General features: G+C 68.5%; 12 protein-coding genes and 1 tRNA gene. 4 read left to right on the top strand and 9 right to left on the bottom strand.

The window, feature by feature from the left end; translation table 11 throughout:
- Positions 1-37: 37 nt before the first annotated feature.
- Positions 38-733 (bottom strand): sigma-70 family RNA polymerase sigma factor, encoded by a 696-nt coding sequence (locus GOHSU_RS04845; protein WP_005937682.1) that lies wholly within the window; start codon positions 731-733, stop codon positions 38-40.
- A 430-nt stretch (positions 734-1,163) separates the two neighbouring features.
- Positions 1,164-1,967 carry an SDR family oxidoreductase gene (locus tag GOHSU_RS04840; protein WP_051139438.1) on the bottom strand — a complete coding sequence of 268 codons (804 nt, stop codon included), beginning with the start codon at positions 1,965-1,967 and terminating at the stop codon, positions 1,164-1,166.
- A 255-nt stretch (positions 1,968-2,222) separates the two neighbouring features.
- Here GOHSU_RS04840 and GOHSU_RS04835 point away from each other — a divergent pair, with 255 nt between their 5' ends.
- Positions 2,223-2,573, top strand: coding sequence for a hypothetical protein (locus GOHSU_RS04835; RefSeq protein ID WP_155820953.1), 351 nt, complete (start codon positions 2,223-2,225; stop codon positions 2,571-2,573).
- A 39-nt stretch (positions 2,574-2,612) separates the two neighbouring features.
- On the opposite strand, the gene GOHSU_RS04830 is transcribed toward GOHSU_RS04835, so the two are convergent.
- The 7 genes from GOHSU_RS04830 to GOHSU_RS04800 all read right to left on the bottom strand — a co-directional run bounded on the left by GOHSU_RS04830 (position 2,613) and on the right by GOHSU_RS04800 (position 12,956).
- Positions 2,613-5,681 (bottom strand): MMPL/RND family transporter, encoded by a 3,069-nt coding sequence (locus GOHSU_RS04830; protein ID WP_005937673.1) that lies wholly within the window; start codon positions 5,679-5,681, stop codon positions 2,613-2,615.
- 65 nt (positions 5,682-5,746) lie between these two features.
- Positions 5,747-6,367, bottom strand: a complete 621-nt coding sequence (locus tag GOHSU_RS04825) for a TetR/AcrR family transcriptional regulator (RefSeq protein WP_005937670.1) — start codon at positions 6,365-6,367, stop codon at positions 5,747-5,749.
- Positions 6,368-6,495: 128 nt separating this feature from the next.
- Positions 6,496-7,197 (bottom strand): PAS and ANTAR domain-containing protein, encoded by a 702-nt coding sequence (locus GOHSU_RS04820; RefSeq protein ID WP_005937667.1) that lies wholly within the window; start codon positions 7,195-7,197, stop codon positions 6,496-6,498.
- Positions 7,198-7,346: 149 nt separating this feature from the next.
- Positions 7,347-7,419, bottom strand: a tRNA-Arg gene (locus GOHSU_RS04815).
- A gap of 67 nt (positions 7,420-7,486) precedes the next feature.
- Entirely contained in the window at positions 7,487-10,102 is a 2,616-nt protein-coding gene (locus GOHSU_RS04810; RefSeq protein ID WP_005937664.1) for an AAA family ATPase, read from the bottom strand.
- A complete protein-coding gene (locus GOHSU_RS04805) occupies positions 10,099-11,340 on the bottom strand; it encodes a metallophosphoesterase family protein (protein WP_005937661.1) in 1,242 nt (413 codons plus the stop codon). The genes GOHSU_RS04810 and GOHSU_RS04805 overlap by 4 nt, the downstream gene beginning before the upstream one ends.
- 128 nt (positions 11,341-11,468) lie before the next feature.
- Positions 11,469-12,956, bottom strand: coding sequence for a DHA2 family efflux MFS transporter permease subunit (locus GOHSU_RS04800; protein WP_024332498.1), 1,488 nt, complete (start codon positions 12,954-12,956; stop codon positions 11,469-11,471).
- A 251-nt stretch (positions 12,957-13,207) separates the two neighbouring features.
- Between GOHSU_RS04800 and GOHSU_RS04795 the strand changes: the two genes are divergently transcribed.
- From GOHSU_RS04795 to GOHSU_RS17165, 3 genes are all read left to right on the top strand, one after another.
- The gene (locus GOHSU_RS04795) at positions 13,208-14,071 is read left to right on the top strand and encodes a hypothetical protein (protein ID WP_005937656.1); all 864 of its coding nucleotides are present in this window, start codon (positions 13,208-13,210) and stop codon (positions 14,069-14,071) included.
- Positions 14,068-17,838, top strand: a complete 3,771-nt coding sequence (locus GOHSU_RS04790) for an ABC transporter ATP-binding protein (RefSeq protein ID WP_005937653.1) — start codon at positions 14,068-14,070, stop codon at positions 17,836-17,838. The genes GOHSU_RS04795 and GOHSU_RS04790 overlap by 4 nt, the downstream gene beginning before the upstream one ends.
- 127 nt (positions 17,839-17,965) lie before the next feature.
- The coding region (locus GOHSU_RS17165) for a 2-oxoglutarate dehydrogenase E1 subunit family protein (RefSeq protein WP_005937649.1) at positions 17,966-18,220 on the top strand (255 nt) is incomplete at its 3' end.

Below are 18,220 nucleotides of genomic sequence, written 5' to 3'. Positions count from 1 at the left end.
ATGATCGACGTTCTTTCGCGCGGGTTCCGACCGGCCCTCAGGAGACCGGCATCGGCGCGGGAGCCATCGTTTCGCGCAACTGGGCCAACGCCCGCCGCAGCAGTCGGGAGACATGCATCTGCGAGACCCCGATTTCCGTGGCGATCTCGGCTTGGGTCTTCTGGTCGACGAAACGCAGTCCGATGATCCGTTGCTCGCGCGGGTTGAGCTCGTGGACGGCGGCACCGATCTCCAGGCAGTCCTCCACCCGAGAGTAGCTCGGATCCACTGCGCCGAGCCGGTCGGCGACTGTGCCGCCCTCTTCGCCGCTTCCGGTCGCCCGTCGCTCGTCCATCGAGATCACTGTGGCTGCCCGGGAGTCGGCAATCGCCTTGCGCACGCGCCCCGGGGCCGTGCCCAGGTGCCGGGCGATATCACCGACACCGACGGCTGCACCATCGCACTCGAGTTCTTCACGGGCCGCCAGCACGCGGGTATTGAGTTCCTGGGAACTACGTGGGATCCGCAGCAGGACGGTCTTGTCGCGGAAATGCCTGCGGACCTCGCCCATCACTGTTGGTACAGCGAACGACAGGAAGTCGTGCCCGGTCTTCGGGTCGTATCGGTCGACGGCGTGAATCAGACCGAGCCTGGCCGCCTGCAGCAGATCGTCGAAGGATTCGCCGCGTCCGCGGTAGCGGCGGGCGATGTGCTCGGCGAGCGGCAGTGCCAGCAGGATCGCGTTCTCTCGCAATCGGTTCGCCTCACAGCGGCCGCAGGCAGAGCACCTGCGTCGTTCCAGCAGAGTTTTTACTGTGTCATATCGGTCGGTCGCCATAGGAATCGTCTCCTCTTCGTGCGATCGGTGATCATTCGATCAGTAGCGGAGCCTCGTGAACGTGCTGCGGTGGAGCAGCGGACACGGGATGGCTGGCACAGACGTACCTGTCGGCATTCCCGTACACGTGCTGCGGTGCGCACGTCACGCGGCCAGACGCCCTCGAATGAATGGATGCCACAACGTTTCTGATCTCGGACGACGGTCCGGGAAACGGGGCCTGGAAGCCAGCTGCTGGTTCAACTGGTCCTCTTCGACGCTACGCCCCAGAGATCTGGATCACAAGCCTCCGCGGACGCGCCCGGTCCTTCTCGCCGATCCGGGCATCTGCACTTTCCCGCCGTGATCAGCCCGGTAGCGTCTCGCCGCCGATCGGTGCAAGGACTTCGCCGGTGTAGTAGGAGGAGAGTCGATCGCTGGCGAAGAAGACGTACGACGGAGCGATCTCATCGGGTTCGGCGGCTCGTCCGTACGGCGCCTGCGAGCCGAAGTCAGCGACCTGGTCGGCCGGCAGCGTCGCCGGAATCAGCGGTGTCCACACCGGACCCGGTGCCACACAGTTCACCCGGATCCTGCGGTCGAGCAGCGCTTTGGCCAGGGAGAAGGTCAAGACGTGCACGGCCCCTTTCGTCGCGGCGTAGTCGATCAGCTGCTTGTTTCCACGCAGGCCGTTGACCGAGCCGGTGTTGATGATGACGCCGCCGGGCGTGAGGTAGGGCACCGCAGCCCGCGTGGTGTGGAAATAGCTGTCGATGTTGACCGCGAACGTACGCGCCCATTGCGTCGGCTGCAGCTCCAGGAAGTCGTCGACCGGGGATTGGAAGGCGACATTGTTGATCAGGACGTCGAGCCCGCCGAATGCTGCAGCAGTCTCCTCGACAGCGCGGCGGCAGTTCTCCGGGTCAGCCAGATCACCGCGGATCGACAGGGCCGCACAGCCCTGCGCCTGGATCAAGCCGACGGTGTGCGCGGCATCCCCGTCTTCGCGCTCGGAGAGGTAGGCCACTGCGACGTCGGCGCCTTCTTTGGCCAGTGCCACGGCCACGGCCCGGCCGATGCCCGAATCCCCACCGGTGATCAATGCACGTTTACCAGCGAGCAGTCCGCTCCCGGAATAGTCCCGCATCTCATCGCGAGGTGTCTGTGCCATCTGGTCGGTCGGACCCGGGTAATCGATGTTCTCGGCCGGGTGCCGGTCCGATGCTCCGGGAGAATTCGGGCCGGGCAACTGGTCGTTTGCGGTGTACTCGTCGCTGCTGTCCATGGAGAACGAGTTCCCGCCGACCCGGCTGGCAAAACCAGCACATCGCCCTACCCTTACCCCGATCAGCGCCCGTTCAAACCCGATTGCCTGGACTGCCCGGAAGACTGGCTCGCCGCAAGAAAACGGCGTAGACCTAGGTGTATGAGTACTCCGCATCCAGACCGCTCCAGGGCCACCAGTCTGTCCCCGGGTGTGCGGGACACGGAGAAGCGCTGGTCGGATCCCGCCCCCTACCGAGGTCCGGTGATCTACACCTTTGCGGTGATTCTGCTCGCGCTGGTCGCGCTCGCTCTCTTCGCCGTGCTCGGTGGCGATGATCTGTACCTGGCCGTATCGGTTCCCGCGATCTTCCTCCTCGGCGGACTCGGGGCATTAGGCACCGGTATAGCCGTCTACCGCCGTCAGCGACCGTGGATGCCCTGGCAAGGAGCGGGCTGGTTCCTTCTGCTGCTCATGCTCGCGTCCTTGAGCTTGCCGTACGCGGCGACCTGACCGGGTTGGCGAGCACACAGCGATCGCAGCATTGACGGCTTATCCAGCAGGTCCGCCCGTCGCTGCCGACGAAAGATCGGCCGCTGGGGGACGGTCTACGCGCGGCGGATGGGCCGGATCGTGCCCCGGCCACCAATTGGCGGGGCCTAACAGCGCGGCCAGTGCCGGAACGGTCAGGGTACGAACGACGAAGGTGTCGATCAACAGGCCCGTTCCGATAACGAATCCGGCCTGGACCATGATCCCGACCGAGCCGGCCATCAGGCCGAACATACTGGCCGCGAAGATGACACCGGCCGAGGTGATCACGGCACCGGTGTGTCCGACCGTGCGGAGGACCCCGACCCTCAGCCCGGCAACCGATTCCTCACGCAATCGCGCCACCAGAAGCATGTTGTAGTCGGCACCGACCGCGACCAGGATGATGAACGCAAGCAACGGCACCGGCCAGAAGATGGGCTGACCCAACAGGTACTCGAATACCAGGACACCGAGCCCGAGTGCCGCAGTGTAGTTGAGGATCACAGTGGCGACCAGGTAGATCGGGGCGACGACCGACCGCAGCAAGACAGCCAGGATCAGTCCGACGATAAGAACCGTGGTCACCGCGAGGAGACGGAAGTCGCTGCCCAGTAAACGCTGCAGATCCGTATTGATCGCCGGGAAGCCGGCGATATACGTCGTCGCGTCGGACAATTCGGTGTTAGGTAGTGATTCGGCGACCACATCGGCGATTCGGCCGGACAGCTCGATCGCGGCGTGCGAGTACGGGTCGACATCGGTCTGCACTGCGTAGCGGATCGCACGACCGTCGGGAGCGATGAACTGGCGGGCCACGGCCGAAAAGTCCTGGTTCTCGAAGGCGTCAGCTGGAAGATAGAAGCCGGTTGCGGCGTTCGATCCCGCGGTCTCGGTGGCGGAGGTACGCAGTGCCGTGGCGACCTGCCCCATCCCCACCAGTGTTTCCATCGTGGTGTCCACCAGAGCATCGACACCGGCCGCCAGCTGATTCGCGCCGTCGGCGAGCAGGCCCACCCCGCTGCTCAGTTCGTCGATGGCACCCGGGACGTCGACCCCGTCCACCGCCGCAAGGCCGGTGTCCAGGCGGGCCACAGCCCGGTTCAATTGTGTAATCAGTGTGGTGACCGAGGTGTTCCCCGATCGCAGTTGCCCGGTGAGTGCAGCCACATCGGAGAAGAATCCAGCGCGCCCCAGCCCGGTCAGGTCCGCCAAATGCGTCCGCAGCTGCGCGCAGGCCGTGATCTGGAGACAGTAGGGCGCCTCGAGGACAGGGAGAGCCGGTTCGAGACCGCGGAGAGCTCGTTCGGCGGCACGAGCAGCCTGTGCGGCGTCCGGCGCGCTCCCGGCGACGGCGTCGACGCCGGGCGCGATCTCCGTCAGGGTGTCCAGGTACGGGCGGTAGTCGCGCAGACTCTGCGCGGCCCCGGCCACGTCACCGATGCTCTCGGCGAGCGGGACCAGTTCGGTGTCCACTCGTTCTCGGAGCTGTCCGAGGGCGCCGGCCAGTCGGTGGGCGCCGTCGCGCAGCATCGTCAGATCCGAGGAGCGGCTCTGCCCATCGCTGACCGCTCCCCCCAGGCTGCGCCCGATCTCTCCGTTCTGCCAGGACAGCTGCGCCTGTTCGAGCTTTTCGCCGGTCGGACGCGTCACCCCGATCACCCGGGTCACACCGGGAAGCTGAGCGATGCGGAAGGCCAGCTGATCCAGATCTGCGAGCGCGGTCGCGGTGCGCATATCCCGCGGGGAGGTGATCAGCACGAATTCCGAAACGGTGATGTCCTTGGGGAAGTGCGCATCGAGGAGGGCGTAACCGCGGTTGCTGTCGGTGCCGGGAGGCTGTCCGCCACGATCGTCGAAGTTCAGCTGCATACCGAGCAGCGGCAGACTGCAGGCCAGGAGCGCCGTCAGGCTCACAGCCAGCAACGCCCGTGGCCGACGGACGACGACCGCGCCGACCCGCCGCCAATGCCGTGCGGTGAGCTCACGTCCGGGCAGACCGTATCCGTGCCGGGCGGCGATCGCCAGAACCGGCTGCAGCAGTGTCAGCGATGCCGCCAACGACACCAGGATGGCGATGGCACACGCCGGGCCGACAGTGGTGAACACACTCAGATCCGCAAAAACCATCGCCAGCAGGGCCAGCGTGACGGTCATCGCCGAGGCGATGACGACACGTCCGATGCTCCCGGTCGCCGAGACCACGGCGTCTTCTGGAGTCTCACCGGCACGGATGCGCTCGTGGTAGCGCGCGATCACGAACACCGAATAGTCGGTGCCGGCGCCGAGCAGAATCGCGGTTAGGAATGCGATCGAATATTCTGAAACCGGCAGCCCGACAAGGCCTAGACCTGCCAGGACACCGCGTGCGATGGCCAGGCTGACACCGATCACCAACAGCGGCAGCAGAGCCGTAATGATGGATCTGTACACGATCAGAAGGATGACGCCGATAAGGATCAGCGTCGCGATGGAGATGAGCAACAGCTCGGATTCGGCCGTGTGGAGCTGATCGGCAAAGGTCGCGGCCGGTCCGGTCACGTGCACCTGAGTCTGGGACCCGGCGAAGACCTGATCGGCCGATTCTCGCACGGCTTCGACGGCTTCGGCGGTATCGGTACCGCCGAATCGACCGGCCAGGCCCAGCGGCAGGTACCAGGCACGACCGTCCTCACTGATCGCCTGCTGGGACGCAATCGGATCGGAGGCCAAGTCCCGGACCGACTGCACGTTCACGCTGTCGTCCCGCATCGCCTGGACGAACTGCTCATAGCGGGAGCGGTCTGCCGAAAGACCCCCGGGGTTGCTCATCACGACGAAGACGGTCGCGGCCGCACCCGGTTCGGTGAAAGCCTCCCCCATCGTGTCGAGAGCCTGGAACGACGGTACGTCGGCGGGAATCGGGTCCGTCGACTGCTCGCGGGCGACCGTCTCCAGCTGCGGCAAGAGCACCGTCAATAGAGTCGCAGCGAGCAGCCACGCGCCGATGACGAGCCTGCGGTGGTCCAGGCAGAACTGTGCCGTCCGGCGCAGTACGGTGCTCTCGCCGTCGTGTCCGCCGGTACCTCTTCGGAGCCTGTCAAGCAGCATGCCGCCACCTTCCGCTACTGTCAGTAGCGCAACGCTAACAGCGGTAGCGTTTCTGCGGGCGGCTTTCAGTCGACCCGATCGCGGGAACGGCGGGCGAGCAGAAAATCGTCGACGATTCGCCGGCGCCCTTTTTCATCGACGGCGATCACCTCGCTGCCGCTGAGCCGAGACAACAGCACGGGACCGGCCAACTGCGCGAACGCCAGATCGTGGTCGACGTCACCCAGGTCGCGAAGTCCCTCGGAACTGGAGAAGACGGTCTCGAACGGGGTGCGGTAGGCGGTGATGAGCCGGTCACGCAGGTCGGCCATCGCCGACCCGCCCTCGCGCTTGCTCTCATCCAAGCTCACCGCGAGCCAGCCGACCGTGGAGAGTTTGACCGGCGCCTCGTCGAGTTGCTGCGACAACCATTCGAGCGCAGTGATCAGATCCGCGCGCACATCATGGGTGAGCGGCGGGAACGTGACCTCGGGCAGCATACGTTCCAAAGCAGCTGCGACCAGTTCCGTGGAGCTGCTGAAATGCCGATAGAGCGTTGTCTTGGCCACGCGGGAGGCCCGCGTGACAGCGTCCACGGTGACAGCCTCGACGCCGCCGCTGGACAACAGGGCCGTTGCCGCATCCAGAAGCCGATTCCGGGACCGTACTCTGCGCGGATCGGCTTCTCGAATCGAGTTCTGATTCACTGAGATCTCCGGGTCGGGAAGCAGGGCAGGATATGACGACCATAATGGTCATCGGCCCTACAGTCGTGTCAGCGGCACGGTGATGGCATCATTGCCACTGCAGCACCCGGGCTCCACCCGGGCAGCAGCTACGATGGGCCAGCGCCGGACTCGGCGGCAGCGACTTCTTCCCGGCCTCCGAAAGGCGCCAGGACGACCAGGTCGAATTCACGCCGCACCGTCTCGGGCACAGGCATTGCGGCAGCGGCGGCGACCACGGTCCGCGCGACCTCCCGAAGCTTGCGGTTCTCGTGCTGCGAACGCCAGCGCAGCACATCGAAAGCACGGTCGCCGTCGATACCGTACATCGCCATCAGCATGCCCTTGGCCTGCTCGATCGGGGCGTGATTCTCGCGGAACTCCCGCACATGTTCGCTGACCTGCTCCCGCACGACGTCGTCTCCGTCTCCGTCGTCGCAGATCACGTCCAGGTCGAGATAGAAGCCGTTGGTCCCCGCAGGCTCCCCGTCCTCGCCCTGGAAGACGCGGCCGATGACCGCCACGGAATGGGTGTTTTCTTCGGTGTCGACGATCCGGTGCCGACTGGAGAAGCCGGTCCGTGTCTCACGCATCCTCGCCAGCGCGTCCTCGACTCCCGCGCGGTCATCAGGATGCACATGCTTGTTCAGCAGCTCCGTGGTCGGGGTCGTCTCACCGGCGCGATAACCATGCATGGCGGCGACCGCGTCCGACCACTCCCACGTCCCGCTGTCGAACCAGTAGGTGAAACTGCCCACCCTGCCGAGTTCGGCCGCATCCACGACGATCTCCGGTCCAGTGTCTTGGCTCACCGCGCACCCCTTCTACCGATGCTCACTCACGCTACGCGGGTTCGCATTCGAGCGGATCGGGTCCGATGAGGATCGGAAACCAGCATCGAGGTCTGCCGCACAGATACCACTGGCCAGGACCGAAACGGTCCTGGCCAGTGGTGTTCCTGTGCCCCCCGCAGGATTCGAACCTGCGACCTTCTGCTCCGGAGGCAGACGCTCTATCCCCTGAGCTAGGGGGGCTCGTAGGGCGAAAGCAACATTAGCGCACGTGCCCCGCGGCCCCCAACACGGGGGCGGTCTGGCGTTCTCAGACGGCGATCACCCGCGCCCCTTCCACGGCGGAGTAACGGTCGGGAGTGCAGGTCAGCACGATGATCTGAGCATCATCGCTGACCCCCGAGAGCACCTGCGCCATCGCGTCGAGACGTTCGGGATCGGAATATCCCAGAGCATCGTCGAGGATCACCGGAACACCGTCGTCTTCGTCGACGATCATCGCGCAGGCGAGCCGGACGATCAGCCCCAGCTGTTCGCGTGCCCCGCCGGAGAGCGCAGCGACATCGACGGTGGTGCCGTCGACGGTGCGCGTGGCGATGGTGAAATCATCGGCGACCTCGAACCGCACGCTGTCGCCGAAGACCGGGACGGCCAGTTCCTCGAGCCGGCGGGTAAACGGAGCCACGTACCGGGAACGGCTTTCGGTCTGCTTGCGCAGCAGCGTCTCGTACAGCATCCGCGCCCCGGCTGCCCGTTCAGCGGTCCTGTCTCGCTGCTCTTCGGCGACGCTAGCGGCCTTCAGTGCCGCGGCGACATCATCGAGTCGATTCTCGGTGCGGCACATCTCCAGGACGGTGCGCAGTGCCGTCCGCCGATCGCGCAGGGACTTGAGTTCCCCCGAGATCCGCTCCAGTTGCAGCTCGGCCTCGGATTGCGTGGCACGCAGGCCCGCCAGATCGATTCCGGCCGCTTCCGCCTCGCACTCGGCGACGACGGCGAGCGCCGCGGTGTGGTCGGATTGGGCGACTGCCAGGACACCCTCGAGCGCCTGATCGCTGGCTTTGGCTCGGTGCTCCAGCAGCTGAGCCCGCTGCGCGGCGATGTCTGCGCGCTCAGCGGTCTCCGCCTCGCTGCGCATCTGTGCCCGCACAGCCAGCCCTTCCGCCGTCGTGCGCCGGTCAGCCGCGGTGGCATCGGCGCGGGCGATCAGGTCCGCTAATCTGCGCTCTTCAGCGCGTAGTTCACCGATCGGGCGGTGTTCTCCGACGGCGGCCTGGGCGATCGGTCCAGCGGCCAGCCGCTCGCGTTCGGCGGTCAGGTCGGCCGCCGAGTCACCGGCGAGGATCCGGTCGACTGCCAGCCCGAGCTGGTGCAGCTCGCGCGCGGCTTCAGCGCGCGCGGCCGCCCGCGGGGCGATCTGTGCCAGTTCCTCGACTCCGCAACGATCGGTGAGGACCCGCTCCCGGTGCTGCAGATCGGCCAGTTCGGCCGCCAGGGCCTGGGTGTCGGCGGCGCCGCGGACCACGATGCGCGCTCCGGCGGTCTCGACAACCGTCTCGCCGACCACCGAGGCGGTGACCCTGTCGTCGACGGGCTGCCCGTCCAGCAGAACCGGTGCGTGGCCGCCGCGCGTCACCTCGACAGTCGCGGCTGCGGCGGCAAGACCGGCGCGGGCGGCCACCAGCTTGCGGTCCAGCGCATCGGCTGCCGAGACGTCTTGGGCGACAACCGGATTCGCTTCGAGAACAGCATCCAGTTCACGTCGACGGCGCTGCAGTTCCGCCACCTCGGCCAGGCGCCGGTCGATGGCCTCGATCCGGGCGCGATCTGCCTCGATCTGCGCGGAGGTTTCGGCGGCGAGGAGCTCTGCTCGAAGTGCCGTCTGTGCCCGGCGTGCTTCGGCTGCAGCGTCGGCCAGTTCGGCGGCCTCCCGGTCGGCGCGGCCGGCCTGCGCCTGCAGTTCGGCGACCTGGACCGCCTCCCGCTCGATCGCCTCCTCGCGCGCGCTGATCTTATGCACCAGCCTCGAACGGTCCTGCAGATCGCGCCGGGCCAGCTGTACCCTCAGTTCACGTTGCTGCGCGTGGGCCCGGGCCTCTGTGACGCGGCCGAGGATCTTCTCGGCTTCGGCGGTGCGCCTGGCCAGATCCTGGAGTTCGGCGGTGGCATGCGTCTGATCCTGGACCGTCCGCGCATGCCGGATGTCGATGTCCGGCAGTTCGGCGGAGGCCTCTTCGGCAGCGCGCAACAGCGCGGCCGCCTCGTCGGCGACGCTGCGGGCCTGGGCGGCCTCGCCGATCGCGGCAGCCAGTTCCCCGGTGGGTTTGCCCTTGGGGGTGAAGTAGCGTTTGTACTCGGCGAGTGCGGCCTCGATCAAGGCCGCTCCGAGCCCGTCCGCCGCCTCGTCTCCCGCCGCTGCCTCATCGTCGACGCCGGCGGCCGGCGTGGCGACGCGGTCCAGCGCCTTCGACAGCGCCGCCGAATCGCTCAGTGTGCCCAGGTCCGGTCCGCCGGTCTGCAGCAGTCGCAGCGCCTGATAGAGCGTGTGGTCCAGCGATTCGCCCAGGATCTGGGTGACGCGATCGTGCGCGGCACGGCCGGTCACTTGTTCGGGCCGCGGTTCCAGGATCGTCAGTGACGCTTCGGCTTTGCGGTTGAATCGCTTGAAGTACTCGAACCGCCACCGACCGGCGGTGATCTCGGCGCAGACCTCCGACCCGACGTCCCGGCCCGCCGGCTGGACCGCCTGCACGGCGGCCGCCTTGCTGGTGTGCGGCAGTTCGAGCAGCAGGTCCAGCGCCTCGATCATCGTCGACTTGCCGGCCTCGTTCGCGCCCTCGATCACCGTGATCCCGGTCTCGGCGAATTCGATCTCCCGCTCATCGATTCCGCGGAAGTCCTTGAGCCGCAGCCGATGCAGTCTCATCGCGCGCCCCCGGCCAGCCGGAACAGCAACGACAGCGCGGCGTGTGCGGCCTCCGCTTCGACCGGATCGTCACCGGCGGCCCGTTCGACCAGTTCTTCGGCCGCCTCGGCGGCGTAGCCCTGCAGACCCAGTCCGGCCACATCGGACGGATCGGCGATCACGGACAGCTCGTGGTGGCGGTCCCACAGCCGCAATGCCGCCAGCCGCTCGGAGAAGTCGCTGAGCAGATCGTCGAACGCCGCCTTGTCTTCGAGCCCGAGAGCACCGACGGCGGCCAGCTTCACCACCGTGCGGGACTTGTCCGGCAGTGCTGCCAGTCGCCCGCGCAGCGCCTCGATGTCGGCCGGGCCGTTGAGATCGCAGCGCAGTGTGGTGAACGTCCATCGTCCGACCCGGTGCGGGACGACCTGGACAGCGGAGGCGGTGCCCCGGCGCAGCGTGACCTGCAGAACCTCGCCCGAGCCGGCTTCGACGTGGTCGAAGTCGGTCACCTCGGGGGCACCGGCGTACCAGATCCGTTCCGACTCGCCGAGCGCCGTGGTCGAGTGACGATCGCCCAATGCGATGTAGTCGACGAGCCCCGCAGCGACCGCGCTCTCCAGGTTCGCCGCGTCGACGATCGCCGGATCGTTCCCCGGGCTGAAGGTGTCGACCCCACCGTGCCCGACCAGAATACGCAGGTCCTGCCCGGAACTCAGCCGGGACAGCTGGTCGGCGATCAGGTCCGAATCGGGCTTCTTACTGGTCCACGGCGCCGCCACCAGCGTGATGCCTTCGCGGACCCGGACCGTCCCGGGATGATCGAGCACGTGCACGTTCTCCGGGCACGCCTCCAGGAAGGTCTGACTGCGATAGATACTGGTCGCATCGTGTGGATCGTGATTGCCGGGCAGCAGGTAGACCGGCACCGGATAGCCGCTGAGCGCGTCGAGGGTGCGGCGCACGATCCGCGAGGAGACTCGTGGATCGTCGAAGACGTCACCGCAGACCACCACGAACTCGGCGCCGGTGGCGCCGGCCAGTCGGCCGATCTCGGCCACCGCATCCTCGCGGGCCTGATCGTAGGTGTGCTGGGCGTCGGCGGACAAGAAGTGCCGGGTCATGCCCAGCTGCCAGTCGGCGGTGTGCAGGAAAGTCACTTCCCGGTCGCCGGCCGGCACCGGGCCGCCGGCCTCGCTGTCTCCGGTCGAAGCGGGCCGCCAGGCCGGCTCCGGCGCGTCGGACAATGCCGTGGTCATGGCGCTCCCCTGTCACCTCGATCAGCTCGTCGAGTCGATCGTAGGGGCCGGTACCGACAAACCCGGCGAGCCCGCACCGATGTTCACGATCAGAGAACATCGCCGGCGTGCATCGCGCCGCGCAGGTGTCAGTCCATCTCCGGGGCGATCACCGGCACCGACTGGTGTTCGGGCCGGACCAGGAACAGGGCTGCCACCGCTCCCAGCGCCAGCACCGCTGCACCCAGGTAGAGCGACTGACCCATCGCTGCGGCGAAGCCGTCGCGCACCGGTTCGGGCAGTCGGCTCACCCGGCTGCCCTCGTGTGCGGCCATCTGCACCCCCGGCAGCTCCACTGCCAGCCGGGTCATCATCAGCGAGCCGATCGCCGCGGTGCCCACCACCGAACCGATCACGCGCGTCGTGTTGTAGACCCCCGATCCGGCTCCGGCGACGAACCACGGAAGATTCCGGGTCGCCGTCGCCGCCAGCGGCGCCCAGATGCCTGCTGAGGACAAGCCCATCAGGTAGGTCGGGATCAGCAGCAGCCACACCGGGGTCGTGGGGGTCAGCAGGACCGCGAGCGCACCGGTGGCCACGGCGTAGCCCACCAGACCGGTGGCCACGACGTTGCGCGGATGCACGCGGTCCAGGATCCGGCCGACGATGGGGGCGCAGACACCGGTCAGCACCGCCATCGGCACCATCATCAGTGCCGAACGCGTCGGGGTCATGCCCCCGACGAACTGCAGGAAGAACATCAGCGGGATCATGGTGCCCGAAACCGCGAAGCCGACGGTGGCGATACCCACATTGGACAGCGAGAAGTTGCGGTCGCGGAACAGGCTCAGCGGAACCAACGGCTCGGTGCGCGTGCGCGCCTCCCACACGACGAACAACACCAGCACGACCGCACCGGCGGCGACCAGTCCCCAGATCCACCCGGCCCAGTCGTACGTCTGCCCCTCCTGGATGCCGAAGACCAGCGCGGTCAGCCCGATCCCGGACAGGACCACGCCGACCCAGTCGAAGCGATGGTCGTGGGTTTCGACCCGGGGCACCAGCACCGCGGCCAGCACCAGGCCGACCAGGCCCACGGGCACGTTGATGAAGAAGATCCACTCCCACCCGAAGGCGTCGGTGAGGATACCGCCCAGCAGCGGACCGATCAGCGTCGCGACCCCGGCCACGGTGCCCCATACGCCCATCGCCGCACCGCGGCGCTCGGGCGGGAACATCCGGGTCACCAGCGCCATGGTCTGCGGCGTGATCAGTGCCGCACCGACACCCTGCACGGCGCGGGCGGCGATCAGTTCACCGATGGAGTCCGAGAAGCCGCACCAGATACTGGCGAGGGTGAACACCACCAGACCGATCTGATAGATCGTCTTGGGCCCGTACTTGTCTCCGAGCCGTCCGGCGATCAGCAGCGGTACCGCATAGGTGAGCAGGTAGGCACTGGTGACCCAGACGATGCCGTTGACCCCGGCGCCGAGCGCCTCCATGATCTGCGGCTGGGCGACCGCCACGATCGACATATCGACCAGGATCATGAAGAAGCCGACGCACAACGCCAGCAGACCTGCCCACGGCCGGTCGGTGACCGGTTTGAACGTCGGCGGTGCGGGAACGGTCATATCGGTCACCCTTGTCTCGTCGTCGCCGGCGACGCGGCCGACGACCGCGTTCTCCCAACGGGCCGGCTCACCCTAACACCGTGCGAGCGAGCTGATTCCGCCCCGATCGGGGCCTCCTGCCCGTCACCACCTGCAGCCCTGGCCTAGCCTGGAAGAACGAACGACGGTGACGCACGACACGTCCGGTCCGGGGAATCGGTCGCGGTCGGCCGCGGTTGAACCGGTGTTGTCCGCGAGAACGGGAGACCGCCATGATCGGTAAGAAGGGCGTCGGCGCGAAGAAGGCCGCAAAGAACTCGTCCGGCCCCGGGCCGCCGACCCAGGTGGACGTCTATCGCAAGCCCACACTGCCGGTGTCGGTCGACGACGCGGCCGTACCCGAGACACTGCTGCCGGCCGGACGGCCCGAAGCGGCCTCCCGCAGTGTGGCGCTGGTGACGCGGATCGTGGAGAAGGCACATCGCCTCCAGGAACCGGCCGTCGCCAAGTACGTGGCGCGGCTGCGCGCCAAGCACCCCGACGACAGCCCCGAACAGCTCATCGGGCGGCTGGAACGCCGCTACCTCAACGCCGTCACCGTCTCCGGCGGTGCCGTGGGCGCCACCGCCTCGATCCCCGGGGTCGGCACCGTCACCGCCCTGTCGGCACTCGGCGCCGATACCGCGCTGTTCATCGAGGCCTCCGCACTGCTGGCGCTGGCGATCGCCGAGGTACACGGCATTTCGCCGGAACAGACCGAACGCCGCCGCGCGCTGGTCCTGTCGGTCGCCCTGGGTGAGGAAGGCATCGCCGCCCTGGGCAAAGTGGCCGGGGTCCGCGGCAGCGATGCGCTCGCCCGGCTGGCCGGACCGGCCGTCTCGCCGGGCCAGCTGGCCGGCCTGAACCGCATCCTCACCAGCCGGCTGGTCAAGAAGTTCGCGGTACGCCGGGCACCGCTGGTGGCCGGGAAACTGATCCCCGGCGGAATCGGCGCCGCCATCGGCGGGGCCGGCAACCGCGCCCTGGGCACGCTGGTCCTGCGTAACGCCCGCGAGGCCTTCGGGCCGCCGCCGCGGCACTGGGACGTCGACGGCACCGTCACTGCTCTGCGCGTGGTCGACGGCCGGCGGCGTTGACGGGCTGGGTCCGTCGTCTCGGCGCCCGGTGCCTGCAGCATCGGGCGCTGACCGTCGCCACGGCCCTGGCCACGCTCGGGGCGGTCGCCGCCGATCTGGTGACACCCCTGTTCGCCCGCGCCGCCATCGATCACGCGACCGGCGCCTCCCCAGCCCGGGTCGCCCTATCGGTGCTGGTGCTGGCGTTGCTGATCGCCGCGGCGATCCGCTACGCCTGCCAGTTCGGGCGGCGGTTGCTGGCGGGCAAACTGTCGATCGTGGTCCAGGACGGTCTGCGGCGGTCCATGCTCGATACCCTGCTGCACCTGGACGGGCGGGCACAGGACAGCATCCGCACCGGCCAGGTGGTCTCCCGGTCGATCGCCGATCTGCAGGTGGTCCAGAGCCTGCTGGCGCTGGCGCCGCTGGCCCTGGGCGGAGCGGTGCAGGTGGTCATCGCCCTGGCCATCATGGCCTGGTTGTCCCCGGTGCTGACCCTGGTCGCCCTGATGATCGTGCCACTGGTGGCCCTGGTGGCCTATCGCGGACGCCGCCGCCTGTTCGCCGCCACCTGGGCGGCCCAGCAGGCCGCCGCCGATCTGGCCGGCCACGTCGAAGAGACCGTCACCGGGGTGCGCGTGGTCAAGGGCTTCGGTCAGGAACAACGCGCCACCGACGAGCTGGCCGGTCTGGGCGCCCGCCTGTACCGACTGCGCCTGCGCGCCGCCCGGCTATCGGCCCGGTTCACCCCGACGATGGCCGCGATCCCGCAGCTGGGAACGGTCCTGGTCATCGGGGTCGGCGGCTGGCTGACTCTGCGCGGATCGATCACCGCGGGCACCTTTCTGGCATTCACGACCTACCTGGCCACGATGACGGCCGTAGCCCGCATCCTCACCAATCTGGTGACCGCCGGACAGTTGGCGGCCTCCTCGACCACCCGCGTCTTCGAGGTGATCGACCATCCGCGCGATCCGGCACTGTTGGCCGTCGGCGAGCTGCCCGAGGGCCGGCTCGGGCTGCACCTGAACGACGTCGCCTTCGGGCATGACGGGCGCCCGGTGCTGCGCGGCGTCGACCTGTCGGTGGCACCGGGCGAATGCGTCGCCGTGGTCGGCGGCGCGGGGTCGGGCAAATCGACGCTGGCCGCTCTGCTGGCCGGCGGCTACCACCCCGATGCCGGCAGCCTGGCCTTCACCGACACCACCGGTCGCCAGCACGATCTGGCCGGGCTGTCACCGACCGCCCTGCACACCGCGCTGGCCGTCGCCTTCGACGACCCCTTCCTGACCTCCGATTCGGTCGCGGCGAATGTGGCTTTCGGCCCATCGCCGCCACCGCCGCCGGATGCCGGGCAGCTGCGCGCGGCCACCGACCCGGCTGCGGCCACCGGCTTCATCGAGCAACTGCCCGACGGCTTCGCCACCGGCATCGGCGAACGCGGCCTGACCCTGTCCGGCGGTCAGCGCCAGCGCCTGGCCCTGGCCCGCGCCTGCTACGCCGAACCCCGGGTCCTGGTGCTCGACGACGCCACGTCGGCAGTCGACGCGGTCACCGAAGCGCAGATTCTGCGGCACCTGCGCAGTACCGGCACCACCATGCTTCTGATGGCGCATCGGCGCTCCACTCTGGCCGTCGCCGACCGGGTCGCGGTCCTCGACGACGGCCGTATCGTCGATATCGGCACCGTCGATCAGCTCGACGCCCGCTGCGCGCGTTTCCGTGAACTGATGACGCCACCGGACACCGGTGAGCAGAATGCAGCGGCCGCCGCCCGCATCGCCGCCCAGGATCAGCTGGGTGTGGACGACCTGTGGCCTTCCGCACGCGTCGCCGGCCCCGCGGCCGCGCGGCCGGCGGTGCCGGTCACCGAGGTCAAGCCGGGCGGAAGCCGCGGCCGGGTCGGCGGTGGCAACCTCAGCAACGCCCTGGGCGCGGTGGCGGCGACCCCGGAACTCGAAGCGGCCGTGGCGGCGCTACCGCCGGCCGACGAGGATCCGCGCGTGGATCTGGCCGCGGTCCGGCGCGACGACGGCGGGTTCTCGCTGCGACAGATCCTGCGACCTGTGCGCTGGCTGCTGGCGGCGGTGCTGATCGCGGTGTCCGCCGACACCCTCCTGGGACTGGCCTTCCCCGCGCTGACGCGACTGGTGCTGGACGCCGGGACGCGTCAGCACGGGCAGGTCATCGTGATCGCGACCGTGGCGGGTCTGGCCGCGGTCGCCGCCGGATGGGTGGTCGGCGCCATCGGCACGCTGCTGTCGGCCAGGGCCGGGGAACGTGTCCTCTACGCCCTGCGAGTGCGCAGCTACGCGCACCTGCAGCGCCTCGGCCTGGACTATTACGAGCGGGAGCTGTCCGGGCGCATCATGACGCGGATGACCACCGACGTCGATGCACTGTCGGGGTTCATCCAGACCGGGCTCACCTCGGCGGCGGTCGCCGTGCTGACCGTGATCGGCGTCTTCGTCGCACTGCTGCTGACCGACTGGCAGCTGGGGCTGCTGGTGCTCCCGGTGTTCCCGGTCCTGGCGCTGGCGACGGTGTGGTTCCGGCGCATCTCCAGCCGCGCCTACACCCGCTCCCGCGAACTGGTCTCGGCGGTCAACGCCGACTTCCAGGAGAACATCGCCGGTCTGGCGACCATCCGCGCCTACCGGCACACCGCGGTAGCCCAGGCCCGATTCGGGGCCCTGAGCGATGCCTGGGTGCGCAGCCGGCTGGTCTCGGCTCGAGCGGTGGCGGCCTACTTCCCCTTCATCATGTTCTGCGCGGACGTCGCCGCCGCGATGGCGATCGGAATCGGCGCCCAGCGGATCGCCACCGGTCAGCTGTCGGCCGGCACCCTGGTGGCCTTCGTCCTGTACCTGGCCATGCTCTTCGGACCGGTTCAGCAGTTGACCAACGTCTTCGATGCCTACCAGCAGGCCGCGGTCGGTCTGCGCCGCATCGGCGACCTGTTGGAGACCCCCAGCTCCCTGAGCGAGGCACCGTCCACCGGTCCCGGCGGCAACGCCCCGCGACCGTCCGGAGACTCGGGGGCGCGCGTGGGCCTGGCCGGCGTGGGCTTCCGGTACTCGCAAGCGCCGGCCGATGCCCTGCACGGCATCGACCTGGACCTAGCGCCCGGAACCTCCCTGGCCCTGGTCGGGCCGACCGGCGCGGGCAAGTCGACGATCGTCAAACTCCTGGCGCGCTTCTACGATCCGGTTCGCGGGACGATCCGGTTCAACGGCGACGATCTGCGCGGCCTGGATCTACACCGGTATCGCAGGCACCTGGGGCTGGTTCCCCAAGAGGCGCACCTGTTCGCCGGCACCGTGGCCGAGAACATCGCTTACGGCCGGCCCGACGCCACCCCGGAGGAGATCGCCGCAGCGGCCCGGCGCGTCGGGGCCGCGGCGATGATCGCCGATCTGCCCGCAGGGATGGATTTCGTCGTCTCCGAACGAGGCCGCAGTCTGTCGTCGGGGCAGCGCCAGCTGATCGCACTGGCGCGCGCCGAGCTGGTGGATCCGGATCTGATCCTGCTGGACGAGGCGACCGCCACCCTGGATCAGGCCACCGAAGCGCAGGTGCTGGCCGCCGGTACGGCACTTCAGCGTCGGCGCACCGCGGTCATCGTCGCCCACCGGCTGGCCACCGCGGCGCGAGCCGACCGCATCGCGGTGGTGACCGACGGCACGATCGCCGAGTCCGGCACGCACGATGAACTCCTGGCCGCCGGCGGGGTCTACGCCCGCCTCTGGGCAGCCGGAGTCGAGCCCGATACCGTCGCCGCGGAGTGATTCTGCCCACTTACTCGCCGGTCGGCACGCGACGCCGACCAGAACGCGGCGGACCAGCGATTCGACGCGTACGATTGACGTTCGGACCGAAGACAACTCCGGAAGATCTAAGAGGCGAGACGACGCTGTGAGCAGTTCCACATCCGAAACCGACTACGGACAGAACGAGTGGCTGGTGGAGGAGATGTACCAGCGCTTCCAGACCGACCCGGACTCCGTCGATCCCAGCTGGCACGAGTTGCTGAAGAGCTATAAGCCCAACGGCGATTCGGCGCCGGTCACACCGCCGGTTCCCGCCTCGCCGGCCGCAGCGACACCGGCACCGACCTCCCACGGCCCGGCACCGGCGCCGGCCGCTCCGGCGTCGGCCAAGCCGATCCTG

This window comes from Gordonia hirsuta DSM 44140 = NBRC 16056 (assembly GCF_000333015.1).
Classification (GTDB): domain Bacteria; phylum Actinomycetota; class Actinomycetes; order Mycobacteriales; family Mycobacteriaceae; genus Gordonia; species Gordonia hirsuta.
The sequence above is the reverse complement of the archived record's forward strand: the minus strand, read 5'-3'. Positions and strand labels throughout refer to the sequence as shown.